General features: G+C 70.0%; 22 protein-coding genes and 1 pseudogene. 14 read left to right on the forward strand and 9 right to left on the reverse strand.

Features of this window, described 5'->3' with window-relative positions; translation table 11 throughout:
* Positions 1-789 precede the first annotated feature (789 nt).
* Entirely contained in the window at positions 790-3,549 is a 2,760-nt protein-coding gene (locus OG223_RS50585; RefSeq protein WP_329264367.1) for a helix-turn-helix transcriptional regulator, read from the forward strand.
* 1,305 nt (positions 3,550-4,854) lie between these two features.
* Positions 4,855-5,672 (forward strand): IS5 family transposase gene (locus tag OG223_RS50590; RefSeq protein ID WP_329264369.1). Its coding sequence is split into 2 segments (ribosomal slippage): positions 4,855-5,197 and positions 5,197-5,672, totalling 819 coding nucleotides; the frame shifts between segments, so codons are not numbered across the junction.
* Between the two features lie 148 nt (positions 5,673-5,820).
* Here OG223_RS50590 and OG223_RS50595 read toward each other — a convergent pair.
* Positions 5,821-6,726, reverse strand: coding sequence for an LLM class flavin-dependent oxidoreductase (locus tag OG223_RS50595; RefSeq protein WP_329264371.1), 906 nt, complete (start codon positions 6,724-6,726; stop codon positions 5,821-5,823).
* An 86-nt stretch (positions 6,727-6,812) separates the two neighbouring features.
* Between OG223_RS50595 and OG223_RS50600 the strand changes: the two genes are divergently transcribed.
* Entirely contained in the window at positions 6,813-7,592 is a 780-nt protein-coding gene (locus tag OG223_RS50600) for an MmyB family transcriptional regulator (protein ID WP_329264373.1), read from the forward strand.
* On the opposite strand, the gene OG223_RS50605 is transcribed toward OG223_RS50600, so the two are convergent.
* The gene (locus OG223_RS50605) at positions 7,571-7,993 is read right to left on the reverse strand and encodes a hypothetical protein (protein WP_329264374.1); all 423 of its coding nucleotides are present in this window, start codon (positions 7,991-7,993) and stop codon (positions 7,571-7,573) included. The two genes, OG223_RS50600 and OG223_RS50605, sit on opposite strands and share 22 nt — an antisense overlap.
* 140 nt (positions 7,994-8,133) lie before the next feature.
* Between OG223_RS50605 and OG223_RS50610 the strand changes: the two are divergent.
* A pseudogene (locus OG223_RS50610) lies at positions 8,134-8,442 on the forward strand (helix-turn-helix domain-containing protein); the annotation flags it as partial.
* Positions 8,443-8,479: 37 nt separating this feature from the next.
* On the opposite strand, the gene OG223_RS50615 reads toward OG223_RS50610, so the two are convergent.
* Entirely contained in the window at positions 8,480-9,901 is a 1,422-nt protein-coding gene (locus OG223_RS50615; RefSeq protein ID WP_329264376.1) for a sensor histidine kinase, read from the reverse strand.
* The gene (locus OG223_RS50620) at positions 9,898-10,584 is read right to left on the reverse strand and encodes a response regulator transcription factor (RefSeq protein WP_329264378.1); all 687 of its coding nucleotides are present in this window, start codon (positions 10,582-10,584) and stop codon (positions 9,898-9,900) included. The genes OG223_RS50615 and OG223_RS50620 overlap by 4 nt, the downstream gene beginning before the upstream one ends.
* 195 nt (positions 10,585-10,779) lie before the next feature.
* On the opposite strand from OG223_RS50620, the gene OG223_RS50625 reads away from it, so the two are divergent.
* The 5 genes from OG223_RS50625 (at position 10,780) to OG223_RS50645 (ending at position 16,412) form a co-directional block, all read left to right on the forward strand.
* Positions 10,780-11,310 carry a hypothetical protein gene (locus OG223_RS50625; RefSeq protein ID WP_329264380.1) on the forward strand — a complete coding sequence of 177 codons (531 nt, stop codon included), beginning with the start codon at positions 10,780-10,782 and terminating at the stop codon, positions 11,308-11,310.
* 2 nt (positions 11,311-11,312) lie between these two features.
* Positions 11,313-12,530 carry a S8 family serine peptidase gene (locus OG223_RS50630; protein ID WP_329264381.1) on the forward strand — a complete coding sequence of 406 codons (1,218 nt, stop codon included), beginning with the start codon at positions 11,313-11,315 and terminating at the stop codon, positions 12,528-12,530.
* A 42-nt stretch (positions 12,531-12,572) separates the two neighbouring features.
* The gene (locus OG223_RS50635) at positions 12,573-14,840 is read left to right on the forward strand and encodes an MMPL family transporter (protein ID WP_329264383.1); all 2,268 of its coding nucleotides are present in this window, start codon (positions 12,573-12,575) and stop codon (positions 14,838-14,840) included.
* Positions 14,837-15,547, forward strand: coding sequence for an LmeA family phospholipid-binding protein (locus OG223_RS50640; protein WP_329264384.1), 711 nt, complete (start codon positions 14,837-14,839; stop codon positions 15,545-15,547). The genes OG223_RS50635 and OG223_RS50640 overlap by 4 nt, the downstream gene beginning before the upstream one ends.
* Positions 15,548-15,956: 409 nt before the next feature.
* A complete protein-coding gene (locus OG223_RS50645) occupies positions 15,957-16,412 on the forward strand; it encodes a hypothetical protein (protein WP_329264386.1) in 456 nt (151 codons plus the stop codon).
* 103 nt (positions 16,413-16,515) lie between these two features.
* On the opposite strand, the gene OG223_RS50650 is transcribed toward OG223_RS50645, so the two are convergent.
* From OG223_RS50650 to OG223_RS50665, 4 genes are all read right to left on the reverse strand, one after another.
* On the reverse strand, positions 16,516-16,911 hold the full coding sequence (locus OG223_RS50650; protein ID WP_329264388.1) for a DUF302 domain-containing protein: 396 nt from the start codon (positions 16,909-16,911) through the stop codon (positions 16,516-16,518).
* A gap of 91 nt (positions 16,912-17,002) precedes the next feature.
* Positions 17,003-17,374 (reverse strand): thioredoxin family protein, encoded by a 372-nt coding sequence (locus OG223_RS50655; RefSeq protein ID WP_329264389.1) that lies wholly within the window; start codon positions 17,372-17,374, stop codon positions 17,003-17,005.
* A 52-nt stretch (positions 17,375-17,426) separates the two neighbouring features.
* Positions 17,427-19,133 carry an aminotransferase class V-fold PLP-dependent enzyme gene (locus OG223_RS50660; protein ID WP_329264391.1) on the reverse strand — a complete coding sequence of 569 codons (1,707 nt, stop codon included), beginning with the start codon at positions 19,131-19,133 and terminating at the stop codon, positions 17,427-17,429.
* A 2-nt stretch (positions 19,134-19,135) separates the two neighbouring features.
* Positions 19,136-19,588, reverse strand: a complete 453-nt coding sequence (locus tag OG223_RS50665) for an OsmC family protein (protein WP_329264394.1) — start codon at positions 19,586-19,588, stop codon at positions 19,136-19,138.
* 172 nt (positions 19,589-19,760) lie between these two features.
* Here OG223_RS50665 and OG223_RS50670 point away from each other — a divergent pair, with 172 nt between their 5' ends.
* The 5 genes from OG223_RS50670 to OG223_RS50690 all read left to right on the forward strand — a co-directional run bounded on the left by OG223_RS50670 (position 19,761) and on the right by OG223_RS50690 (position 23,307).
* A complete protein-coding gene (locus tag OG223_RS50670; protein WP_329264396.1) occupies positions 19,761-20,432 on the forward strand; it encodes a peroxiredoxin in 672 nt (223 codons plus the stop codon).
* 89 nt (positions 20,433-20,521) lie between these two features.
* A complete protein-coding gene (gene sqr / locus OG223_RS50675) occupies positions 20,522-21,763 on the forward strand; it encodes a type III sulfide quinone reductase, selenoprotein subtype (RefSeq protein ID WP_329264397.1) in 1,242 nt (413 codons plus the stop codon).
* 38 nt (positions 21,764-21,801) lie between these two features.
* Positions 21,802-22,119, forward strand: coding sequence for a TusE/DsrC/DsvC family sulfur relay protein (locus OG223_RS50680; protein ID WP_329264399.1), 318 nt, complete (start codon positions 21,802-21,804; stop codon positions 22,117-22,119).
* A 37-nt stretch (positions 22,120-22,156) separates the two neighbouring features.
* Positions 22,157-22,630: a DsrE/DsrF/DrsH-like family protein gene (locus tag OG223_RS50685; protein WP_329264401.1), complete on the forward strand. Its 474-nt coding sequence runs from the start codon at positions 22,157-22,159 to the stop codon at positions 22,628-22,630.
* A complete protein-coding gene (locus tag OG223_RS50690; RefSeq protein ID WP_329264402.1) occupies positions 22,627-23,307 on the forward strand; it encodes a PIG-L family deacetylase in 681 nt (226 codons plus the stop codon). Before OG223_RS50685 ends, OG223_RS50690 begins: the two co-directional genes overlap by 4 nt.
* A gap of 20 nt (positions 23,308-23,327) precedes the next feature.
* Here the strand turns inward: OG223_RS50690 and OG223_RS50695 are convergent, their stop codons facing one another.
* Positions 23,328-23,633, reverse strand: a complete 306-nt coding sequence (locus tag OG223_RS50695; protein ID WP_329264404.1) for a hypothetical protein — start codon at positions 23,631-23,633, stop codon at positions 23,328-23,330.
* Positions 23,634-23,755 lie beyond the last annotated feature (122 nt).

Raw genomic sequence — 23,755 nt, forward strand, 5'->3', positions numbered from 1 at the left:
GACCTACAAGCCATGCTGTACGGCAACACACCTTGTGTGCATCGAGGCATTGAACAGTTGGCGGCCGAAAGTGCCGCCTGACACGGTGCGGACTATACATCGCATGTATAGATACCGGAAAGCGGTCGGCGGGGCATCCGGATCACCTCGGATCCTCGTGGCGGCCTCGGGCGGCGAGGGCGGCGGTTTCCCACCGTGTCGTTTGGGCCCCCTCGTTCCGAGGTTGCGCTCGCGCTCGCCGAGAGGCTGGTGTCGGCAAGGGGAGTCCGGAACGAGATCGCGCAGCCGCCGATCCGGCGCACGAGGCCGAACCCGGGGAGGTGCTCAAGTGCGCGGTCCGGCTCCTGACGGAACGGTTCTCTCCAGCCGAACGTGCCGTGTGCGTACTTCGTCAGGCGTTCGAATAGTCGTTCCAATAGATCGTCGGCATGCTCGAACTCGGCGAGGTCGACGCGCGGTAACTGGCGCTCCGAGCGCACGGGCATCTCGCCCGACAGCGGTGCGAACCATTCGATTCAGTGGAGCGTGACGAGCTGCTCGAAGCCGTCCTGGGCGTAGCGCGAGTCGGCGACATGGCGCAGCTCATCAATCTGCAACAGGGGCTTCGCGCCGTGTCGTAACCCCGATGATCTCCCTTGGCAATGGTCCGGCAACCAAGATGTGGAGAGCCGTCGGCAGGGTGCCGACAGTGGTCGTCCGGCGATTGTCCGTGCCACGCGCAGGAGCGCATGATGGGGCGATCCGAGTTGATCAGGATCAGGCTCTTCTTATCTGTGCGGTGGGTGGTGGATGTCGAGCAGTGTTCCTCGGCGCGGGCTGCGCGGCCGGCGTGGCGAGTGCGGAGCGCTGGACCAGGTGGTGGCCGACACCAGGGCCGGCCGGAGCCAGGTACTGGTGCTGCGCGGCGAGCCCGGGGTCGGCAAGTCCGCGTTGTTGGAGTACCTCGTGGGCAGTGCGACAGGGTGTCAGATCCTCCGGGCCACAGGCGTCGAGTCCGAGATGGAGCTGGCGTTCGCCGGGTTGCACCAGCTGTGCGTGCCGGTGATGGGGCAGCTCGATCGCCTTCCCGGCCCGCAGCGTGATGCCTTGGCCGTCGCGTTCGGTCTGCGTGCAGGAAGCGCGCCGGACCGATTCATGGTCGGGCTGGCGGTGCTCAGCCTGCTGGCCGAGGCGGCGGAGGAGCAGCCGCTCGTGTGCGTGGTGGACGACGCCCAGTGGCTGGATCGGGTCTCCGCACAGACCCTGAGCTTCGTCGCGCGCCGACTGCTCGCGGAGCGGGTGGCGCTGGTCTTCGCGGTGCGTACGTCGACGCTTCCCCGGGGGGACAACCCGTGGGCGGCGCTGAAGGAGCTTGTGGTCCGGGGTCTGCGTGACGACGATGCGCGTGCGCTTCTGGACTCGGTGGTCCCCGGTCGGCTGGACGAACGCGTCCGGGACCGGATCGTCGCCGAGACCCGCGGCAACCCGCTGGCTCTGCTGGAACTGACGCGGGGATTGACCACGACGGAGCTGGCAGGCGGATTCGGGCGTCCGGACACCCGGCCGTTGGCGAGTCAGATCGAGCAGAGTTTCCTGCGGCGCATCACGTCGCTCCCGGATGCGGCGCAACGGCTGCTGCTGGCGGCGGCGGCCGAGCCGGTGGGAGACGTGCCGCTGTTGCGGCGGGTGGCCGAGCAGCTCGAAATCGGGCCGGACGCCGCGGGGGAGGCCGAGCGGGCGGGGCTGATCGAGTTCGGGGCGCAGGTACGGTTTCGTCATCCGTTGGTGCGCTCGGCGGCCTATCGCGCGGCTGACCCCGGAGTACGCCGGGACGTGCATCGCGCACTGGCCGAGGCGACCGATCCGGAGTTCGACTCGGATCGCCGAGCCTGGCATCGTGCCCACGCGGCGGTCGAACCCGACGAGGCCCTGGCGGGCGAGCTGGAGCGCTCGGCAGCCAGGGCCCAGTCCCGCGGCGGTATCGCGGCGGAGGCCGCGTTTCTGAGACGCGCGACAGAGCTGACGCCCGATCCGGCCGTACGAGGAACGAGAGCGGTGGCCGCGGCGCAGGCCACCTTCGAGGCCGGGGCTCCCGACGCGGCGCTGGACCTCCTCGCCGCCGCGGAGATGGGCCCATTGGACGAAGCCCAGCGCGCGCGGCTGACCCGGTTGCGCGCCCAGATCGTCTTCGCGCGCAGGCGTGGTGGTGAAGCTCTGCCGTTGTTGCTCGACGCGGCCGGCCGACTGGAGGGGGTCGACGACGGACAGGCGCGTGAGGCGTACCTCGAAGCACTCGGCTCCGCGGTCGTGGCGGGCCGCCTGTGCGGACATGGCGGAGTGCGGGCGGTGGCCGAGGCCGCCCGTGCCGCACCGCGCGGTCCGCAGCCTCCCCGGCTGGCTGACGCACTGCTCGACGGCCTGGCGACGCGGTTCGTCGAGGGCTACGTCGAAGGTGCGTCGCTGTTGAGGCCCACGCTGCGGGCGCTCCGGCAAGCCGCCGGCCACGACAAGGACGACGTCATGCGCTGGCTCTGGCTGACGTGGCTGGTCGCCGGCGACCTGTGGGACGACGAGACCTGGCACGAACTGACCACGCACGCGGTCCGGGCGGCCCGCGAGACCGGTGCGCTCAATTTCCTTCCGCTGGCCCTCTGCTATCGGGCGGTCGTGCATGTGCACGCCGGAGAGTTCGACCTTGCCGCGGCCTTGATCGACGAGTCCGACACTCTCACGGAGGTGACCGGCAACTCGCGCCTCGGGTACCCCACGGCTCTGCTCATGGTCTGGCGCGGCGATCTCCGGGCGCTGGAGGTGATCGAGGCCGGCACACGCGACGGGACCGCTTGGGGCGAGGGGCGGACGATCGGTCTGCGCTCGTACATGTTGGCGATTCTGTACAACGGCCTCGGCCAGTACCAGGACGCCCTGGCCCACGCCGAAGAGGCCGGGGAGTACGAGGATTTCGCGGGCACCGGGTTCTCCCTCGTCGAGCTCGTCGAGGCGGGCGCTCGCAGTGACGCCCCCGAGGCGGCAGAGTCGGCCCTGCGCCGCCTTGAGGAACAAGCCGACGCCGCGGGCACGGACTGGGCCCTTGGCGTTCTGGCCCGGTCGAAAGCACTGCTCTGCGACGGCCGGGCCGCCGACCCGCTGTACCGCGAGGCCATCGAGCGCCTCCAGCGCAGCCGGGTCACCGTCCACCTCGCGCGCACCCATCTGGTGTACGGCGAGTGGCTACGCCGGGAGAACCGGCGTATCGACGCGCGCGAGCAGCTGCGCATCGCCTACGAAATGCTGCACCGGTTCGGGGCAAGCGCCTTTGCCGAGCGCGCCCGTCGCGAACTCCTGGCCACCGGCGAGTCGGTACGGCAGCACGCGACCGACGTACCTGAAGCCCTCACCGCGCAGGAAGCCCAGATCGCTGGACTGGCCGCCGGCGGAAAGACGAACTCCGAGATCGGCGCCGAGCTGTTCATCAGCCCCCGCACGGTGGAATGGCACCTGCACAAGGTGTTCACCAAGCTCGACGTCAACTCGCGGAACAAGCTCCGCTCAGTGCTGGATCGCACCTGACAGCCGGGAGTTCATCCGACGAAGACGGTGCCGTCGCGACCGGGTTCAGCGCGCCGTCGGCCGGGCGGGTGCAGCGGCAGGTGCCGGTCGTCCGAGGGCGCACGTGAGGTCGAAGACGGCCGGCCGGTGGCGAGGAAGGCGTTGGCAGATTCGGAGCCGCTCGCGAGGAGTCGACGCCGTGGTCTGTCTCGACGACCACATCGGCGGCGGAACACCTCCGCTTGCGTGGGGACACACGGCCCGTCACCAGTTGGCCGACGCCGAGTGGGGAACATCCCTACGGATGCGGGGGAGTACGACGACGAGCCGGTCAACGGCTCCGGAGCCAGGGAAAATTGTGGCGAGCGCGGGGAGCGGGTGTTGATAGGCGCCCAAGAGATCGAGGACCTCCGCCAGCGGTGTCAACGGGTCGAGCGCTGCCCACGGGTATTCGGCGGGTCGATGCGCTCATGATCGGTCGGCTCGCGAGGTGATGTTCTCCGGTGCCAATTGGTCCGCGACTGGTCCGGGTGGAATGCCACGGAACGCCGTGGAGTAATGAGAACAATCCGAATCGTTACGTTGCGTGGCAGTCGTGTCGGGTTGCCCGGAGCGCGACGATGCCTCCGGGCAACCGACTTCAGGCTCTAGAAGAAGCCCGGCTTCTTCGGTGAGTACGACATCAGCAGGTTCTTGGTCTGTTGGTGGTACACGGGCTACACGTCGCTGACCAGCGCAAATCGTGCCCACCCGAGCTCAGAGTGGTTTGCTGGCCCGGGAATGGTCCGGATCTTGCTCGCGGGCGGTTCCTCGGCATCGGCGAGTCTCGCCTGCGCAGGCAACTTGTTGGGAGCTGCAGACGCCGATCACTGGGGTGGGACCCGCCAGGTAGACCAGGGGTTCGACCGCCGCCGGTGGGGTGCCGATGGACGCAGCAGAGTATTGACGCGGGCACCGGGCGGGGCGTTTGCGATGGCGGTCGGTTCGGAGCGACTCGTAGAGGCCAGTCCCGGGCCGGATTCCTGATCACCCGACGCCGGTGGACTTCGTCGTGAAGTCGTCTACTAGGTGGCACTGACCTGCGAGGATGCTGTTGCGTTCACGCCTGACGTGCGCGTATGGATCTTTCAGTGACTTTCAGGGTCGTGCCAAGTTATGAGATCCGTTCTCCCTACGCGCTCCCCAACGCTGCCCGTACTCCCCAGATCCTCCCCAGGGACGGTCAGTGTCGCGGGTAGGAATGACCTGGGGAGCCAGTCCATCTGAGAGGCACTCGCGGGCACGCTTAGACGATGTCCTATGTGGTGATCGCTCGTTGGTCTGTGTATGGGGCGGGATACGTGGAGTTGGATTGTTCCGGACGGCCTGTGGGAGATCGCCAAGCCGTTGATTCCGGAGGAACGAGTGCGCCCGCAGGGCGGCGGAACCCAGAACGCGCCTGATGAGACGCTGTTTGCGGCGATCATCTACGTGCTGGTCAGCGGATGTGCCTGGCGGGCTCTGCCACCATGTTTCGGGATATCGAAGTCGACCGCGCACCGCCGGTTCCTGATCTGGTCGCGGGCCGGGGTCTGGGGCCGCCTGCACGAAGCGGTTCTGTACCGGTTGGACGATGCCGGCCTCATCGACGTCTCCCGTGTCGTCCTCGACTCCGCCCACGTACGGGCTAAAAAGGGGGCGAACACACAGGTCCGAGCCCCGTGGACCGGGGCAAGCCGGGTTCCAAGATGCACGTCCTGTCGGACGCGACCGGACTGCCCCTGGTCGTCGGCGTCTCCGCCGCCAACGTCCACGACAGCGAAGGCCTGAAGCCCATGGTGGCCGGTCACCAAACGAGACACGACCCCCACCGCGGCCGCCACTTCAAGCCGCAACGGCTACACGCCGACAAGGCCTACGACATTCCCCACCTGCGAAAATGGTTACGAGGCAAGCGCATCGGCGTACGCATCGCCCGCAAGGGCATCGAGTCCAGCGAACGCCTGGGCCGCCGAAGGTGGGTGATCGAACGGACCATCTCCTGGCTGTCCGGCTACCGCAGACTCAGCCCCCGCTACGAGCGCGATCCCCGCAACTACCTGGCCTTTCTCGGCCTCGCCGCCGCCATCTGCTGCTACAAACGGCTCCTTCGCCTCACCACATAGGACATCGTCTTAGCGACTGTCATGGAGAGGGCGAAGCCTGCGCTGGTATGGCGGGGCGTATGTGCCGGGACTGCTCCAGGCCGGCCAACGAAAGGCGATGGAGCAGACTGCCGCCTCGCTGGGCCGAACTCACTGTGACTCAGCACGCTTACAGATCGAGATAGGGGCCGATCGTGGCCGCAGTGGCGGCGAATCGGAGGTAATTCTTGGCTTGGTGGAAGTCGAAAGGCGCTATGCGAGTCGTGTGATCCAGGGCGATCCCCTTGAAGCTGCCGCTCGACCGTGGAGGCACAGCCACCGGGTCCCCAGGATCGGCGATGTTCACCCAGCGACCGACGCCTGGCGGGCGTCGGCCCTGTAACTGGGCTGTTACGCCCCGGGGGGTGGGGCACAGCCGATGGAACACGGCTCGGGGAAGGGCTAGCGGTGAGCCGAGCGTGAGGAACAGTTCCGGTCGTAGCTCTGGATGGGCGTGCAGTGCTTCGTAGGCAACGGCTGAACCGAGTGAATGCGCCATCACGATCCTCGGGGAATTCGTAGCAGTCGAGGCCGGCTGTGCCGTAGTTGGGGTCATCGGCCCCGCAGACGTCGCCTGCGGCGTTTCGGTTGGCCTCGCGCCGGGCGGTGTCGTAGTACAGGCGATAGAGTGGATGGTTTGCGCTGTCGCCCGGTAGCGGGCGAAGCGCCGTTCCCACGGCAGCTCGGACAGCGTGCAGAGGGGTCGCTCAAATCGGCCGGGGAAGCCCGCGCCGACGGTCACGGCGAGTCGGTCACCGGACAGCAGGTCGATCGACGCAAGTGACTGCGCGGCTTGGATCGGCCGACGGAGGAACGGCATCAGTGCGGCTGTGCCCAGCGTCACGGTCTCGGTCACCGGGGCGAGTGCGGCCAGCATCGTGAGTGCCTCGATGCGCGGGCTGATCAGGGAATCGTTGGCGAAGAGCGAGGAGAAGCCCGAGCATTCGGCGTACCGGCCGAAGGCAATCAGCTCGCGGGGGTCGTCGGCAGCGCCCCACTGGGCGGTTCCGGTCGGAAGTAGTACACCGATGTCCATGCCGGCAATGTTCAAGACCCGTAGGAGTGGCGACAATTCCCTGCGGGGAATGGCCTGGGACCCTCCGCCGCCGTTACAACAGGCCCGTGGACTTCCCTCGCACGCTTCGTGAACGCCGTACCCGTCGTCATCTCAGCCAGCTCGACCTGGCGCTGCGAGCGGGCACCACCCAGCGATACCTCAGTTTCATTGAATCCGGCCGGTCCGTCCCGGGCCGGAACATGGTTGTGCGCCTGGCCGAGTCGCTGGAGCTGCCGCTGCGGGAGCGCAACGAGCTGCTGATGGCCGCCGGGTACGCGCCCGCCTACCCGGAGAGCTCACTGGACGATCCGGTGCTGGCCCCCGTGCGCACGGCGATCGACCACATCCTCCGCGGGCATCTGCCGTATCCGGCGCTGGTCGTGGACCGGGGCGGTGACCTGATCGCCGCGAACACCGCATTCGACCTGATCACCGAGGGTGTGGCACCCGAGCTGGTGGGCCCGGGCGCGAACATGTACCGCCTTGCGCTGCATCCCGACGGCCTGGCCCCCCGCATCCTCAACCTCGCCGAGTGGGCGCGCCACATCCTGGTGCGCCTTGGCCACCTGGAGGAGTTGCGCGCCGAGCTCACCGGGTACGTTCCCGAGCTGGAGCCGTCCGCCGGGCAACTCGGTTTCGCGGTGCCGCTCCGCCTGCGGTCCTCGTACGGTGAGCTGCGCCTGATGACGACGGTGACGACCTTCGCCACCGCCGTCGACGTGACGCTTGCCGAGCTGAAGCTGGAGGCGTTCCTGCCGGCCGACCCGTCGACGGCCGAGGCTCTCTCCGCAGCCGCCGGGGCAATGGCTTGCGCTGCCGCCGGTCAGGAGCCCGGGAACATGTAGTCGGTCTTGATGCGGCCGTTGTCGTCGAGCACGAGCATGTCCGAACCACCACCCACCACGTCGCCGGTTGCGGTGGACACCGCCTCCCAGCCGATCCGGACCACGTCATGGAGACGTATCGCACCGGGGCGCGCCCGGAAGGTGAATCCCTGTTTCTCGACGAACCGTTCGTAGCTTCGTGTCACTCGGGTCTCGATGGCGTTGTATCCCTGAGCCTGCAGAGTCGGGTGGTCGAAGCCGAGTGCCGCGGCGGTCTCTCGTATCTCCGCAGGCGGGTGAAGGATGTGGGTGCCGTCTTCGGCCCAGAGTTGCTCGATGGCGGCGCGGCGCTCTGCGGCGTCGGGCACATTCCATTGAGCCGTGTAGCGGTCGGCCAGCTGCTGCGGGTCGATCTCGATCATCTTCGTCTCCTTGTCCCGGCAGGTCCATGCGGACCAGATCCTGCGGGGCGCGGTGGAGACCGGCAATTCCCTGCGGGGAATGGGCCTTTCAAATGAGAGACGACAGCGGTCATGCGCAGCCTCAGCGAAATGATCACTGCGTGAGCGGTGTGATGACGACGGCGGAACCGTCCTGAACAGCTCCGGTTCAGTGGGCTGAGCCCGCCGGTCTTCGGCGAGCTGCTGGCCCAGTTGCGGCGCGAGCGTGCCACGCGTCCGGCCGGGGACGCCCGTGGAAGCTGTCGCCGGAGGATCGAGTGCTGCTGGTGACGGCCTACTGGTGAACGAACCTGACACTGTGGCAACTGGCCCTGCTGTTCGGGGTGTCGAAGTCTGCGGGCGACCGGGTCATCGATCGCCTCGGCCCGAAACTCGCGCTCCATCCACGCAAGCAGTTCGCGAAGGACGCGGCGGACAGGAGCGTGACCGGGTGAGACGACGATCGCGTCAGCCCAGTGTTCGGGGCGTGTAAGAACCGGCGGAACCGATGTCCGGGGTTGCGGTGCCGGGCCGGGGTGGCAGGTGGACGGTGAAGCAGGCGCCGCCTTCGGGCGCCTTTCCCCGGGCGGTGATGGTGGCGCCGAGGCGGGTGGTCAGGCGGTGGGCGATGGCCAGGCCGAGGCCGCCGCCGACGGGGCGGACTCCGCGGTAGCGGTTGGAGAGGGCGCCGCGTTCGAAGGCGACCTTGATGTCGTCCTCGGTGAGGCCGGGGCCGCCGTCGCGGATCTCCAGGAGGGCGCCGGTGCCGTCCGCCCGCAGGGCCAGGACGAGGGGTTGTCCGGCCGGGGTGACGCGCAGGGCGTTCTCGGCGAGGCCGTCGATGAGCTGGCGTACCCGGAAGCCGTCGGTGGTGACGGTCAGGGGCCGCTCGGGGCGTTCGACGCGGAAGTCCACGCCGTGGGGCGCGCAGCGGGCCGACCAGGCGGCAGCGGCCTCAGCGGTCAGTGCGTCGAGGTCGACTTCGGTGATGTCGAGGCGGAAGTCGTCGGCCTCCAGCCGGGCCAGTGCGAGCAGGTCGCCGACGAACCGCTCCAGACGTTCGATCTCCGTACGGAGGATGCGGCCGGCGTCGGGTACCTCGCCGCCGGTGACGACCTCGTCGGCGAGTGCCTCGGCGTAGCCGCGTGCCGTGGTCAGCGGGGTGCGGATCTCGTGGGAGACGGAGAGCAGGAAGTCCCGTTGCCGGTTCTCGCTGTGGGCCAGCGCGATGTCCAGCGTGTTCAACGCGGTGGCGAGTTCGGCCACTTCGGCTGGTCCCTCGGTCGGTACGGTCAGGCCGCGTTCACCCCCGGAGAGGCGGTGGGCCGTGCGCGCGGCTGTCGTGAGCGGGCGGGCCAGGCGCCGGCCCAGCAGCGCTCCGGCCAGCGCCGCGCCTGCCAGCCCCAGGACGAGGGGCAGTACCAGGGCGCCGCGCATCCGGTCGGTGGCCTCGTCCACGGCGCTCATCGGCTCGGTGAGGACCAGCCCGCCGCTCGTGGACGTCGGCACCCCCTCCACCAGGACCTGGCGGCCGTCCAGCCGCGAGGTCGCCGACATGTCCCGGCCGGAGAGCAACGCCTTGCGGCGGGCGGTGTCCACGACGGCTGCCGCCGGTCCCGCCGCGTCCCCGGCGGCGCGGACGAGGGCGAGCTGGATGTCCTGTGGTCCGGCGATGCGCTGCTGCCGGTCGAGCATCCACGAGGCCAGCTGCGGGGTGCGGGCCAGTACCTCCGCCTGGCGGGAGAGCTGGTCCCGTTCCTGCGCCTCGGCGTTCGTACGGATCATCCGCCAGGCGAACAGCCCGGTGACCACTACGGCCAGGGCGGCCACGGCGGTCGTGAGCAGGACGATGCTTCCGGCCAGGGAGCCGCGGCGGCGTGCGGTGTTCATCGGGTGGTGTCGGTGGCGCTGTAGCCCACGCCCCGGACGGTGCGGATCGGGCTGGCATCGCCGAGTTTGGCGCGCAGTTGGGAGACGTAGACGTCCATGACCCGGGTGTCCCGATAGCCGGCGTAGCCCCAGACCTGCGCGAGGAGTTGCTCGCGGGTGAAGACCTGGCCGGGATGGTGCATGAGGAAGGCGAGCAGGTTGAACTCGGTGGTGGTCAGTTCCACCGGGCGGTCGTCGACCCGCAGGGTGCGGCGGCCGGTGTCCAGTACGAGGCGGCCCACCCGGCGCACCGGGTCGCTCTGCGGTCCCGCGGCGCGCCGCAGCAGGCTCTTGACGCGGGCGACGAGCTCCTGGGGGGAGAAGGGCTTGGTGAGATAGTCGTCGGCGCCGAGTTCCAGTCCGAGGATGCGGTCCATGACCTCGTCCCGTGCCGTCACGAACAGCACCGGCGTCCAGTCGCCCTCCTCACGCAGCCGGCGGCAGACCTCCATGCCGTCCATGCCGGGCAGCGCGATGTCCAGCACGACCGCGACCGGGCGCATCCGGCGGACCGCGGCCAGCGCCGTGTCGCCGGCGGTCTCGACGTGGACGCCGAAGCCCTCCCGGGTGAGATAGCGCCGCTGCAGATCGGCGATGTTCCGCTCGTCCTCGACGACCAGGACGAGCCCCTTGTTCTCCGGCATGCGCTTCTCTCCTCGCGGCCGAGCAGCCAGTGCAGGCGCCGTGCAGGCCGTGGCCCTGGCCTTCGATGCTATCCAGCGGATCCCCGCCCCAGCGCCCCGGCCGACGGCCCTTACACACCCCGAACATTCGCCGAACCTCCCACTCGTACGCCCCGGCCAGGCTGGGGCCGAGACCGAAAGCAAAGGGAGGACATCGTGAACCGCAGCGGTACCGCCGCAGCACGCAGGACCCGGACCACCGCACTGACCGTCGCCGCCGCTGCCGTGGCCGGACTGGTATGGGCAGGCGCCTCGTCCGCCGGGCCGGCCGACACGACCTCGGCCGCCGTGAACACGTCGACGGCCGAACTGGCCGACACCGTCGGCTTCGCCGCCACCGACCAGCGTCCTCTCCCCGCCTGGATGCCGCCGGAGCTCCGCGCCGACCTGCGGAAGCTGCGCACCGTGAAGCCCGGGCAGCGACAGGAGGCGGCGGCGAGGATCTGGCAGGACGCGCTGGCCGGTGAGTACGGCACCCCCGTACGCGTGCGGGCCGAGGAGGCCCGGCGCCGCTACCAGGCCCTGCCCGAGGAACTCAGGGACGACATCAAGGAGTTGAGCGGGCTCAGCGGGGACCAGCGGAGCGAGAAGAGGACGGCGATCCGGGACAAGGCGCTCGCAGGCGGGTACGGCGAGCAGGTCCAGGGCTGGGCCGAGCGCCGCAGCGACTTCTGGCAGCAGGGCTGACGGTGACCGTCCTCCGGGGCCTGTGTCGGGCCCGCCCGTTGGGCCCGGCCGTACTCGTCGCCCCTCTGCTCACGCTTCTGCTCCCGTCCGCCGCGGCGGCCTCCGGCACCGATCCGCTGCGCGCGCGGCAGTACGGGCTGGAGCTGAGCGGCCTGACCGACGCGGCGGAGGCCGGTGCCCGTGCCGACGGAGTGGTCGTCGCGGTGATCGACACCGGCGTCGACCTGGACCACCCCGACCTCGCCGGCGTCCTCGTCCCCGGCCGGGACTTCGTCGACGGCGACACGCGTCCGGACGACGAGAACGGCCACGGCACCCATGTCGCCGGAGTGATCGCCGCGGTGTCCGGCAACGGCATCGGCATCGCCGGCGGCGCGCCCGGCGCGCGGATCATGCCGGTCCGTGTGCTGGGCGCCGACGGCACCGGGGATCCCGCGGTGATCGCCGACGCCGTGCGCTGGGCCGTCGGCCACGGTGCCGACGTCATCAACCTGTCCCTGGGCGACACCGGGCAGGCCGACCGGCTGCGCAAGGGCGGACCACTGGACCTCGCGCTGCGCGAGGCCGCCGACCGGGCGGTGGTGGTGGCCGCGGCCGGCAACGACAGCCAGGTCGAGCGTGTCTACCGGGCCGGAGTGCCGGCCGTCGTCGTCGAGGCCGTCGGTCCCGACGGGCAGCTCGCCGCGTTCTCCAATGCCGGCGATCCGCGATCGGTGGCGGCACCCGGAGTCGACATCCTCTCCACCCTGCCGGGCGGCTACGGCCGTATGTCCGGTACCTCCATGGCGGCACCGCATGTGGCAGCCGAGGCGGCACTGCTGATCGGCCGGGGCGCCGACCCGGCCACCGCCCGAGAGCTGATCACCGGCACCGCGCATCCGACGGGCGATCAGCGTCTCGGTGCGGGGCTCATCGACGCGGCTGCCGCGGTGCGGGCGCTCGGACCGTCCAGCCCGTCCGCTCCATCGAGTGCGTCCGGCTCGGGCAGTCCGTCCGACCACTCCGCCCGGTCCGACCTGTCCGTCCCGTCGGACCTGCCCGGTGGGTCCGGTACGCCCTACACGCCCGCCGCGGACAGCGGGACTCCCGACCCGGGCGCGGGAGGAGCGGCGCTGCTCGGCCTGAGTCTCGTCAGCGGCGCGGCCCTGCTCACGGCTGTAGCGCTGTTCCTCCGCCGTACGCGCCCCAGCCGACATCCCCGATATCCCCGACATCACTGAGAGCGATCTCCGCCCGACGAGGGCCCGACAAGGAACGACGGTATGACCAACGCTCCCGCACCTACCCAGGAACCCGACCGCCCCGAGGCGTCCGCGGACGTCGGCCGACTGCACCGGCTCGGCCGCTGGTGCGCACGACGGCCGTGGTGGGTGCTCGGCACCTGGCTGCTGGTGCTGCTGGCCGCACTCGGCGCCGACCGCGCCTGGGGCGGCACCTACGACGACGACTTCTCACTGCCCGGCACCTCCGTGCAGACCGGAGCCGACCTGCTGGACGCGCACGGATCCGTGAACATCCGTGGCACCGCTGCCCAGATCGTGCTGCACACCGGTACCGGGTCCCTCACCGACCAGCAGGGTGCCGTCGACACCGCCGTGGCCGGCCTGAAGCAACTGCCCGAGGTGATCTCGGTGACCGATCCGCTCGTCACACCGGGGGCGGTCTCGGCCGACGGTGCCACCGGCATCGTGATCGTCCGCTTCACGCAGAACCCGGCCCGCTTCGAGACGTCCTACCTGCACGGCGTCGACGACGCCGTGCAGGGCCTGCGCGCCGACGGCGTCCAGGTCGAATACGGCGGCCCGCTGGGCCAGTTGGCACGTCCCAAGGCAGCGGACCGGCTGTCGGAGATGATCGGGCTGGCCACCGCGGTGATCGTGCTGCTGGCCGGATTCGGCAGCCTGGCCGCGGCCGGGTTCCCGCTGCTGACCGCCGTCGTCGGACTACTGTCGGGCATCTCACTGCTGGGACTGCTGGCCGCGGCCTTCACCTTCGGTAACGCCGCACCCACCCTGGCCACGATGATGGGTCTGGGCGTCGGCATCGACTACGCGCTGTTCCTCGTCACCCGCCACCGCCGACTGCTGCGGGACAAGGACGACCCCGCCGACCCCGCCGAGGCGGTGGGCCGGGCCGTGGCCACCAGCGGCCGGGCGGTGATCGTCGCCGCGGCCACCGTCACCGTCGCACTGGGCGGCCTGTACGCGTCGGGTGTGAACTTCATCGGCACCCTCGGCATCGCCGCGGGCCTGACCGTCGTGATCGCCGCCGTCGCCGCGCTCACCCTGACCCCCGCCCTCCTCGGCATCGCGGGCCGCCGCATCGACCGCTGGCGGGTCCGCACCCCGGTCGACGAACCCGGCGACACGGCCGACACCTGGCACCGCTGGGCCGCCACGGTGGGCCGCCGCCCGTGGCTCTTCCTCACCGTCGGCACGCTCGTGCTCGGTGTACTCGCGATCCCCGCCGCCTCCATGCGCCTGGGCCACGTCGACAACGGCGCCGACCCGACCGGCTACACCGACCGCCGCGCCTACGACCTCATCGCCGACGCCTTCGGGCCCGGCACCAACGGCCAGTTCACGATCGTCGCCGACCTCGACGACGCGCACACGGGCACCGGAGAACTCTTCGCGACACTGCACGACGCCCTGGCCGCGTCGCCCGGCGTCGCCCACGTCACCACACCCGTCGTCAGCGACGACCACACCCTGCTCGTCTCCACTGTCACCCCGGACACCGGGCCCCAGGAGAGGGCCACCTCCGACCTGATGCACCGCCTGGAGAACGACACCCTTCCCCACGCTCTCGCGGACTCGGGCGGCCACGGTTACGTCACCGGGGTCACCGCGGCCCAACTCACTTTCCGCGACGTGGTCGTGGACCGGCTGCCCGTCATCGTCGCAGTGGTCGTCGCGGCGGCCTTCCTGCTGCTGCTCACCGTCTTCCGCAGTCTCCTGGTCGCGCTCAAGGCGGCCCTGCTCAACCTGCTGTCGATCGGAGCCGCGTACGGAGTCGTCGTCGCGGTCTTCCAATGGGGCTGGGGCGGCTCCCTGTTCGGCGTGGACGAACCCGTCCCGGTCGAGTCGTACGTGCCGATGATGATGTTCGCCATCGTCTTCGGCCTGTCCATGGACTACGAGGTCTTCCTGCTCTCCCGGATCCGCGAGGCGTGGCTGCACACCAAGGACAACCACCTCAGCGTCGCCAACGGCCTGGCCGGCACCGCCCGCGTCATCACCTGCGCCGCCCTCATCATGACCAGCGTCTTCCTCGCCTTCCTGCTGTCCACCAACGTGGTCATCAAGATGCTGGCGCTGGGCCTGGGCGTCAGCGTCATCGTCGACGCCACCCTCGTCCGGCTCGTCCTGGTGCCCTCCACCATGTACCTGCTCGGCCGCGCCAACTGGTGGCTGCCACGCTGGCTCGACCGGCTCCTGCCGCACCTCGACCCCGAAGGCCCTGGCTCCGCCACCGCTCCGGACGCCGCCCGGGCCGCCGTCCCGGTCGTTTCGGGGGAGCAGCCATGATCCGTTCCTTGTTCAGGCGGCACCGCGCTGTCTCCGTGACAGTGGCGGCCCTCGTACTCGTCCTTCTCACCACGACCGTCGCCGAACTCGCCGCCCGCACGCTGCTGCACCGCCGCCTCTCCGCCGCGGTGGGCCGGACCCTCGGCAAGGACACCGACGTCGACATCGGCGGCGGCCCGGCCCTGCTCGACCTCTTCGAGCGGCACCTCGACGCCATCACCGTCACCAGCGGCCACGCCACGCTGGGCCACATCCCCGACGTGTCCGTACAGGCCAGCCTGGACTACGTACGCCTGACCGGCGACCACTCGGGCACCGTCGCCCGGACCCACGCCGACGTCGAGGTCCCCGCCGCCTCCCTGCAGAACATGACCACCCAAACGGACGGCCGGCTCCCGGTCACGGACGTACGCCTCGACGACCAGGCCGACACCATCACCCTCGACCTGCAGGGCGGGCTCGGCCGGGCGACGCTCCAACCCCGACTCCAGGACGGGCGCGTGACGCTGCGTCTGGAAGACGCCGAGATCCTGGGCAGCCCCGCACCCGCCGCGGTCGTCGACCGGATCCAGCACGGACTCACCGACCACACCGACGCCGACTATCCCCTGGGCCTGAAAGCGACAGCAGTCGACGTCACCTCCACGGGCCTCACGATCACACTCGACGGAGGCCCCACCCGGCTGCCCGGCACGACACAGGCGTAGCCGGTGCCGACGGGCAGCGGGACGGTCCACTCCCGGGTGGTACCGGTGGAGCGGTGGGGTATGAAGGTGCGGGTGCCGCCGAGTTCCGGGGCGCGGGTGCGGAGGTCGGCCAGTCCGATGCGGTGTATGCGGTGAGGACCCAGGCCGCGGCCGTTGTCGGAGCCTGAGGTGGGTGGTGGCCTCGGCCGTGACGTCCACGGCGGTGGCGTGCCGGGCGGTGTAGGTGAGGGCTTCGCGCCTCACTGCCCTTCGGCCTCAGCGCGGATTGAGAAGGCGCGCGGCGTGGACCCGCCGGACCGGTGCCGATGGTGAGCGTGCGGGAGAATCGACCGTTGTAGGAACCGGAGGCGGTACTGGCCCGCACCAGGGCTGCCGCTGCTCCGACAGGGGTTGTGCCAGGCTGTCCACCATGGAGTACGTGACGGTCCGGGGACTGGCCTTGCCCGCACGGCTGACTTCCCTGCTCGATCAGGGCCGGTGGCGCCATCCGGGCGACGCTGAGATGGCGAGACTGATTCCGTGGTTCGAGAGCCCGATCGACTTCCTCACGACCACGGGCCAGATGGAATGGGAGTCCAGCTCGCTGGACACCTTCGACGATGACCGGTACGCGGCCTTTTTGCACGTGGCGCGAGGCGACGGTCAGGAGACTCCGGTCGAACTGCCCTGGTTGCATGTCGAGCAGGCGTTCTTCATCGCGGTGAACCGGGTCCCCGCTGATGACATCGGCCTCGCCCTCGACTACCGCACCGACGCCCTCGACCCGCGGGTCGTGGGCAGTCACGTCTCGATGAATCCCATGTTGTACGAGTGGCGAGTCGTGGCGCCCACGTTCTCTGTCTTCGCTGCTGCCCTGGATCTTTAGAACAACCCAAGAGGCGCGTTCGTCGTCGCGGAGCCTGGAATGGCCAGGGTCGGGAGGTGGCAACGTCTTACGGTCCGGTCGGGGGTGTCCCGGCGCGGGGCCGTCAGGCGTCCTTGGTGAGTGAGGCAAGGGCGGCGTCGAGGCGGTGGGTGGCCTCTTCGGCGACGGGACGCAGCGCGTCGAGTCCGGTGAGGGCGACCATCGTGCCGGGGTCGAGGACCTGTACAACAGTACGGTCGCCGGCGCGGCGGACGACGACGTTGCAGGGCAGCAGCAGGCCGATGGTGCGGTCGGTCTCCAGGGCGCGGTGGGCGAGGGGCGGGTTGCAGGCGCCGAGGATGACGTAGTCCTCCATGTCGTGGTCGAGCTTCGCCTTGAGCGTGGCGGTGACGTCGATCTCGGTGAGGATGCCGAAGCCCTGTGCGGCGAGGGCTTCGCGGACGTGGCTGACGGTGGTGGCGAAGTCGGTGTCGAGGTGGACGGTGCGGTCGTAACGCATGGTGTCGGCCTTCCTGCTCGTGGCATTCGGTGCGGTGTCGTCTTCCCTGGCCGGCGGTCGGGTGGCGAGGGAGCCTGCGTGGTGCTCCGGTTCAGTGCTTGTCTGCGGTGTGCGCCGCGAGTTGTCGGCGTACGTCGTCCATGTCGACGGCGCGGATCTTGGTGATGAGGTCTTCCAGGGCCGGGGCGGGGAGGGCACCGGGCCGGGCGTAGAGGACGGTCTTGTCGCGGATGGCCATGAGGGTGGGGATGGAGGAGATCTGGAAGCTCGCGGCGAGTTCGGGCTGTGCCTCGGTGTCGACCTTGCCGAAGACGATGTCCGGGTGCTTGGCGGCGGCCCGTTCGAAGACGGGGGCGAACCGGCGGCAGGGGCCGCACCAGGCGGCCCAGAAGTCGATCAGCACGATGTTCGCGCCGGTGACGGTCGCATCGAAGTTGGCCTTGGTCAGTTCAGCGGTCGGCATGGTGATCTCCACCTCTCGTGGTCGAATGTTAATACCCCTGGGGGTATTTGGTTCAACGGGTCGAGGGGCGAGTTTGTTCCATGCAGGCCGGTGGCAGGTGGAACCAGCGCATGCGCTCGAAGTCGGCGGGCAGGCCCGTCGGTCCGTCGTCGAGATAGTCAGGGAGGGGCGTCAACAGGGTTCGTGCGTCGGCGAGTTGATCGGCCAGGACGTGTTCGCCGGCGCGGACGCGGTGGTCGGGGAGGGTGGGCCGTCCGTCGGGTTCCCAGGTCAGGTTGGTCAGGCTCAGGGGTGGGCCCGTGGGAGCCCGGCGGTGGTGCCATCCGCCGGTGTGGGGGTCGAAGCGGTAGTCGGGCAGGGCGCGGTGGCCGTGGGTGGCGATCAGGTCGACTGCGTCGATGAGGTAGTCGCGGACGGTGTCGCTGATGAAGTAGTTGAAGTTGATGCGGATCCAGCCGGGTTTGATGCCGTCGCAGCCGAGGAGGACTTCGTCGAGTACGTCGTGGGAGGTGGCGGCGTCGATGGCGAGCAGGCGGTGGCCGTAGGGGCCGGCGCAGGAGCAGCCGCCGCGGGCCTGGATGCCGAAGAGGTCGTTGAGCAGGGCGACGACGTAGTTGTGGTGCAGGTGGCGGTCGCCGTGGCGGATGCGGAAGGAGACGATCGACAGTCGGCGGGCTTCGTGGTTGCCGAGGATCTCGATGGCGGGGTTGCGGTCCCAGCTGCGCAGGGCGTGGCGCCAGTGGCGTTCCTCCGCGGCCTGGATGGTGTCGGTGCCGACGGCCTGTTTGAGGGCGACGACCAGTCCGGCGCGGATGGACTCGACGATGGCCGGGGTGCCGCCCTCCTCGCGGGCGACCGGGTCGTCCAGATAGCGGTGGCCGAGCGGGCCGACGAAGGAGACGGTGCCGCCGCCGGGTGCGGTGGGCACCGGGTTGCGGACCAGTTCGCGCCGTACGACGAGGACGCCGGGGGTCTGCGGGCCGCCGACGAACTTGTGCGGGGAGAAGAAGATGGCGTCCTTGTGGTCGTTCGCGCCGGGGGCGCTTTCGGCGACCCGGATGGGGATGTAGGGGGCGGCGGCTGCGTAGTCCCAGAAGGACAGGGCGCCGTGGGCGTGCAGGAGGCGGGCGACGCGGTCGGTGTCGGTGAGGATGCCGGTGACGTTGGAGGCGGCGGAGAAGGTGCCGATGCGCAGCGGCCGGCCGGCGTGCCGGAGCAGTTGCCCCTCCAACTGGGCGAGGTCGACATGGCCGTCGGCGTCCTCGTCGACGACGACCACGTCGGCGATCGACTCACGCCAGGGCAGTTCGTTGGAGTGGTGCTCGTACGGGCCGACGAACACCACGGGGCGTTCGGCGGGCGGTGGTGGAGCGGTGGCCGGACGGCGCAGTTCCAGGATGCCGACCAGCTTGTTGACAGCCGCGGTGGCGCCGGAACCGCAGAAGATGACGAGGTCGTCCTCGGTGGCGCCGACCGCGTCGCGGATGATCCGGCGGGCGTCCTCCCGCAGCCGGGTGGTCTGCAACCCGGTACTGGAGCTCTCGGTGTGGGTGTTGGCGTAGCGCGGCAGGACGTGGTCGCGGACGAAGTCCTCGACGAAGTCCAGCGAGCGCCCGGAGGCCGTGTAGTCGGCGTAGACGACGCGCCGGGGCCCGTAGGGGCCGTCCATCACCTCGTCGTCGCCGATGATCCCCCGGCGGATGCGCTCCAGGAGGGGGAGCGTGGGCGGCGCCTGGCCGGTCGCCGGACGGGCGGGCATCGTCAGGGCTCCAGCCCGATGACGATCTCCGGCGGCTGATGGAGGGTGTTGTGGACGGTGCAGTGCGAGGCGACGGCGAGGAGGGCGGCGCGGCGCTGCTCGGGCAGGCCGGGAGGCGGTAGGACCGTCACGTGTATCGCGTCGATCCTGGCCGGGCGGTCGGTGGACATCGTGAACGCGGTCCGCACCCGCAGCCCGGTGCGGTCCAGGCCGTGGCGGTGCAGGTAACGGCCGGCGTAGAAGGCGACACAGGAAGCCAGGGACGCGGCGAACAGCTCGGTGGGCGTGGGGGCGGTGTCCTGCCCGCCGGCGTCCTCGGGCTGGTCCACCAGCAGCCGGTGGCCGCGTACCTCGATGGCGTACGCGTCTCCGTCGACGTGGGAGACCTCCAGCCGGTGCACGTCCTGTGCCGAGGGCGGGGCGGGGGCGGCGGCGTCAGGTGCGGTGTGGGTCATGGCCGCGTCTCCTCGGGTCCGATCAGTCGCTTTGGTATCCAGTGCACCGAGGCCGGTGCGTCATCGCGAGAGGCCGAGGGGATCGGAGAGAGGGCCGTTCGGCCCTGGGATGCACCCCATGGATCTAAATACCCTAGGGGGTATTTGAGCTCGTCTTCGAGGAGAGTGCCCCATGACCGTTGCCGAACAGCCGACCACCACTCCCACCCGCCCTCCCCTCATCGGCGACAGGGCGCCGGACTTCGAGGCCGAGTCCACCCACGGCCCGGTCGGCCTGACCGACTACGCCGGGCGCTGGCTGGTGCTCTTCAGTCACCCCGCCGACTTCACCCCGGTGTGCACCACCGAGTTCATCGCCTTCACCGAACTCGCCGACGAGTTCGCCGCCCGCAACACCGCCCTGCTCGGCAACTCCGTGGACTCCGTCCACAGCCACCTCGCCTGGACCCGCGCGATCGAGGAGAAGCTGGGCGTACGGATCCCGTTCCCGATCGTCGCCGACCTGGACATGCGCGTCTCGCACGCCTACGGCATGCTCCACCCGAACACGTCCGGCACCGCCGCCGTACGCGCCGTCTTCGTCATCGACCCGGAGCAGACCATCCGGGCGGTGTTGTACTACCCGATGAACGCCGGACGCATGATCCCCGAGATTCTGCGGCTCGTCGACGCCCTGCAGACCTCCGACCGCGACGGTGTCTCCAGTCCGGCCAACTGGCGCCCCGGCGACGTTGTCGTCCTCGGCGCCCCGAAGACCCAGGCCGAACTCGACGCCAGGCTCGCGGACGAGACCGTCAAGCTCGCCGACTGGTATCTCGCGACGAAGCCCGGCGCTCCCGGCTGAGCCCGGGGTCGAAGGTATACCCCCACGGGTACCCCTCCAGGGACTAACGGCCCATGACGATGCCTCACCCCGCGGCCGAGAGTGGGGGCATGGACAAGAGCATCGTCATTCTCGGAAGCGGCACCGCCGGCACGCTGACGGCCAACCGGCTGCGGCGGACGTACGACGAGCGCGAGTGCCGGATCACCGTGGTCGACCAGAACGACGACCACGTCTACCAGCCCGGACTGCTGTTCGTCCCCTTCGGCCTGGCCGAACCCCACGCCCTGGTCCGCCCGCGCCCGCGGCAGCTCCTTGACGGGATCGCCTACCGGAGCGCCGAGATCGACCGGGTGGACCTGACCGCCGATCGGGTGCACTTCACCGACGGCACCTCGCTGGGCTACGACGTGCTCGTGGTGGCCACCGGTGCGAGCCTGCTGCCGGAGGAGACCGAGGGTCTGACCGGGCCGGGCTGGGGCGAGAAGGTTCACACCTTCTACGACCTGCCTGGCGCGGTCGCCCTCCACCAGGCGCTGGAGCGCTTCGAGGGCGGCCGGGTCGTGATCGACGTGGTGGACCTGCCGATCAAGTGCCCGGTGGCGCCCCTGGAGTTCGCCTTCCTCGCCGACTGGTACTTCCAGCGCCGGGGTATCCGCGACCGCGTCGAGCTGACCTACGTCACCCCGCTGGACGGCGCCTTCACCAAGCCGGTCGCCGCGAAGGCGCTGGGCGGCCTGCTGAAGGAGAAGGGCATCGAGCTGGTCACCGAGTTCGCGCTCGGTGAGGTGGACGGCACCGGCGGCAGGCTGGTGTCGTACGACGAGCGTGAGGTGCCGTTCGACCTGGCCGTGGTCGTACCGCTGCACGGTGGCGCCGAGTACGTCGACCGCTCCCCGGGCCTGGGCGACGAGCTCGGCTTCGTCCCCGTGGACCGGCACACACTTCAACACCCGGACCACCCCCATGTGTTCGCCATCGGTGACGCGGCGGGCCTGCCGGCGTCCAAGGCCGGCTCGGTGGCCCACTTCGAGGGCGAGGTGCTGGCGCACAACATCGGCCGCTTCCTGGCCGGGAAGCCGCTGGACGCCTCCTTCGACGGGCACACCAACTGCTTCATCGAGACCGGCTTCCACAAGGCGCTGCTCATCGACTTCAACTACGACACCGAGCCGCTGCCCGGTCACTTCCCCGGCGCGCTGGGACTGCCGCTGCTGAAGGAGTCGCGCGCCAACCACCTCGGCAAGCTCGCCTTCGAGTGGCTGTACTGGCACAGCCTGCTGCCCGGCCGGGAACTGCCCGGCATCGGCTCGGCGATGCCCGAGCACGGCAAGACCCACACGCCCGCCTGACGAGACCCACACGCCCTTCTGAACGGAGACAGACCGCCATGACCACCGCCACCTACGCCGACACGTCCGTGACCGTCGACGACGAAGGCTTCTTCACCGACCCCGGCCAGTGGACCGAGCCCATGGCCGAGCAGATCGCCCGCGAACAGGACATCGCGACGCTGACCGACCGGCACTGGACGGTCATCCACTTCATGCGCGCCGAGTACGCCGCCAAGGGCACGGGCCCCACCGTGCGGATCCTCGGCAAGACCTCCGGCGTGAGCGTCAAGGAGCTCTACCAGCTCTTCCCGAAGGGCCCGGCGAAGACCGCTGCCAAGATCGCGGGCATCCCCAAGCCCCGTGGCTGCATCTGACCCCACCCGCCGACCGCTACCCGAAGGAGCGTCCGACATGACTGCCAGCGCCACGATCGAGAAGGTCTCGATCATCGTCTCCAAGGGATCCCTGGAAGGGATCTACCCGGCCCTGATCATGGCCAACGGCGCCCGTGCCGAGGGCATCGAGGCCGACCTGTTCTTCACCTTCTTCGGCCTCGACGCCATCACGAAGAAGCAGTACGACCACATCAAGCTCGCCACCGTCGGCAACCCGGGCCTGCACCTGCCCACCCTCCTGGGCGGACTGCCCGGTGTCCCTGACCTGATCACCCGGTACATGGAACGCAAGATGGAGAAGCTCGACATCCCGCCGATCCCCGAGTTCATCGAGATGATCGCCGACACCGGCGCGGGCATCTACGCCTGCAAGGCGTCCGTGGATCTCTTCGAACTCGACAAGGACGACCTCATCGAGCAGGTCCAGGGCATCATCACGGTCGGCGAGTTCTACGAGCACGCGGCCGGAGGCCAGATCATCTACACATGACCGGCCCCCGGACCGGCGGGGCAGGGCTGCCGGACGACCTGCGCCGCGTGCTGGCGGTGGTCGCCCACCCCGACGACGAGTCGTTCGGCCTGGGCGGCCTCCTGGCACTGCTGTCCGCTCGCGGCGTGCCCACCACGGTGCTCTGCCTCACCCACGGCGAGGCGTCCACGCTGCACACCGGCCCCGGCGACCTGCGCACGCTGCGGGCGGACGAACTGGCCTGCGCCGCACGGGAACTGGGCGTGGAACGCGTGGAGTTGGCCGCGTATCCGGACGGCGATCTCGCCGCCGTTCCGCTGCGTCGGCTCGCCGCGCGGGTCGGCCGGCTCGTCACCGAACGGCGCCCCAGTCATCTGCTGGTGTTCGACACCACCGGCATCACCGGACATCGTGATCACCGGCGGGCCACCGAGGCGGCCCTTGCCGCCGCCCGTGAAAGGGGAATCCAGGTCCTCGGCTGGACCCTGTCGAGGGCGGTCGCAGAGGCCATGAACAGGGAGTTCGGAGCCTCGTTCGCGGGACGTGAGCCGGGTGAGTGCCATGAGATCAAGTCGGTCCCGCGGGCCCGGCAGCACCGCGCCATCGCCTGTCACGCAAGCCGGTCGACCGACAACCCGGTGCTGTGGCGTCGCCTCGAACTCCTGGGGGAGAGTGAGTACTTGCGTCGCTTGCTGTGACCTTGGGGAACGGCTCGTTGTCAGGCGGAGGGAGCACGATGCGGCGTAGGCACAGGGCCGTCGACCCGCGCTGACTCGGCGGTTTCGGCGACGCGGACTTGTGCCATGAGCCGACGGGCCAGGTCGAGTGCCTCGCCCATGGTCAGCGAGGCCCAGGTTCCCGGTTCGCCGCTCTGGACGGGGCCCACATCGAGCGCGACCCGGCTGATCGGCCGGTCCGTGGCGGCGGCCAGTCGCAGGAACTTCACGTCGATCCGCCGGCCGCAGGAGGTCACCAGCGGCGCCTCGCCAGCCGGAACAAGCCGTATGTGCTCTGACTCCGCCATCCCGCCCACGCCCTTTCCCTGGATACCCGGTGGGGTATTAGGGGCAGCGTCGCGCAGGCTCGGAATGTTCCCGGAAACGCGAGCGCCCGCCGCCCCGGGTTTCCGGTAGGCGGCGGGCACTC

The organism is Streptomyces sp. NBC_01478 (assembly GCF_036227225.1).
Classification (GTDB): Bacteria; Actinomycetota; Actinomycetes; order Streptomycetales; family Streptomycetaceae; genus Streptomyces.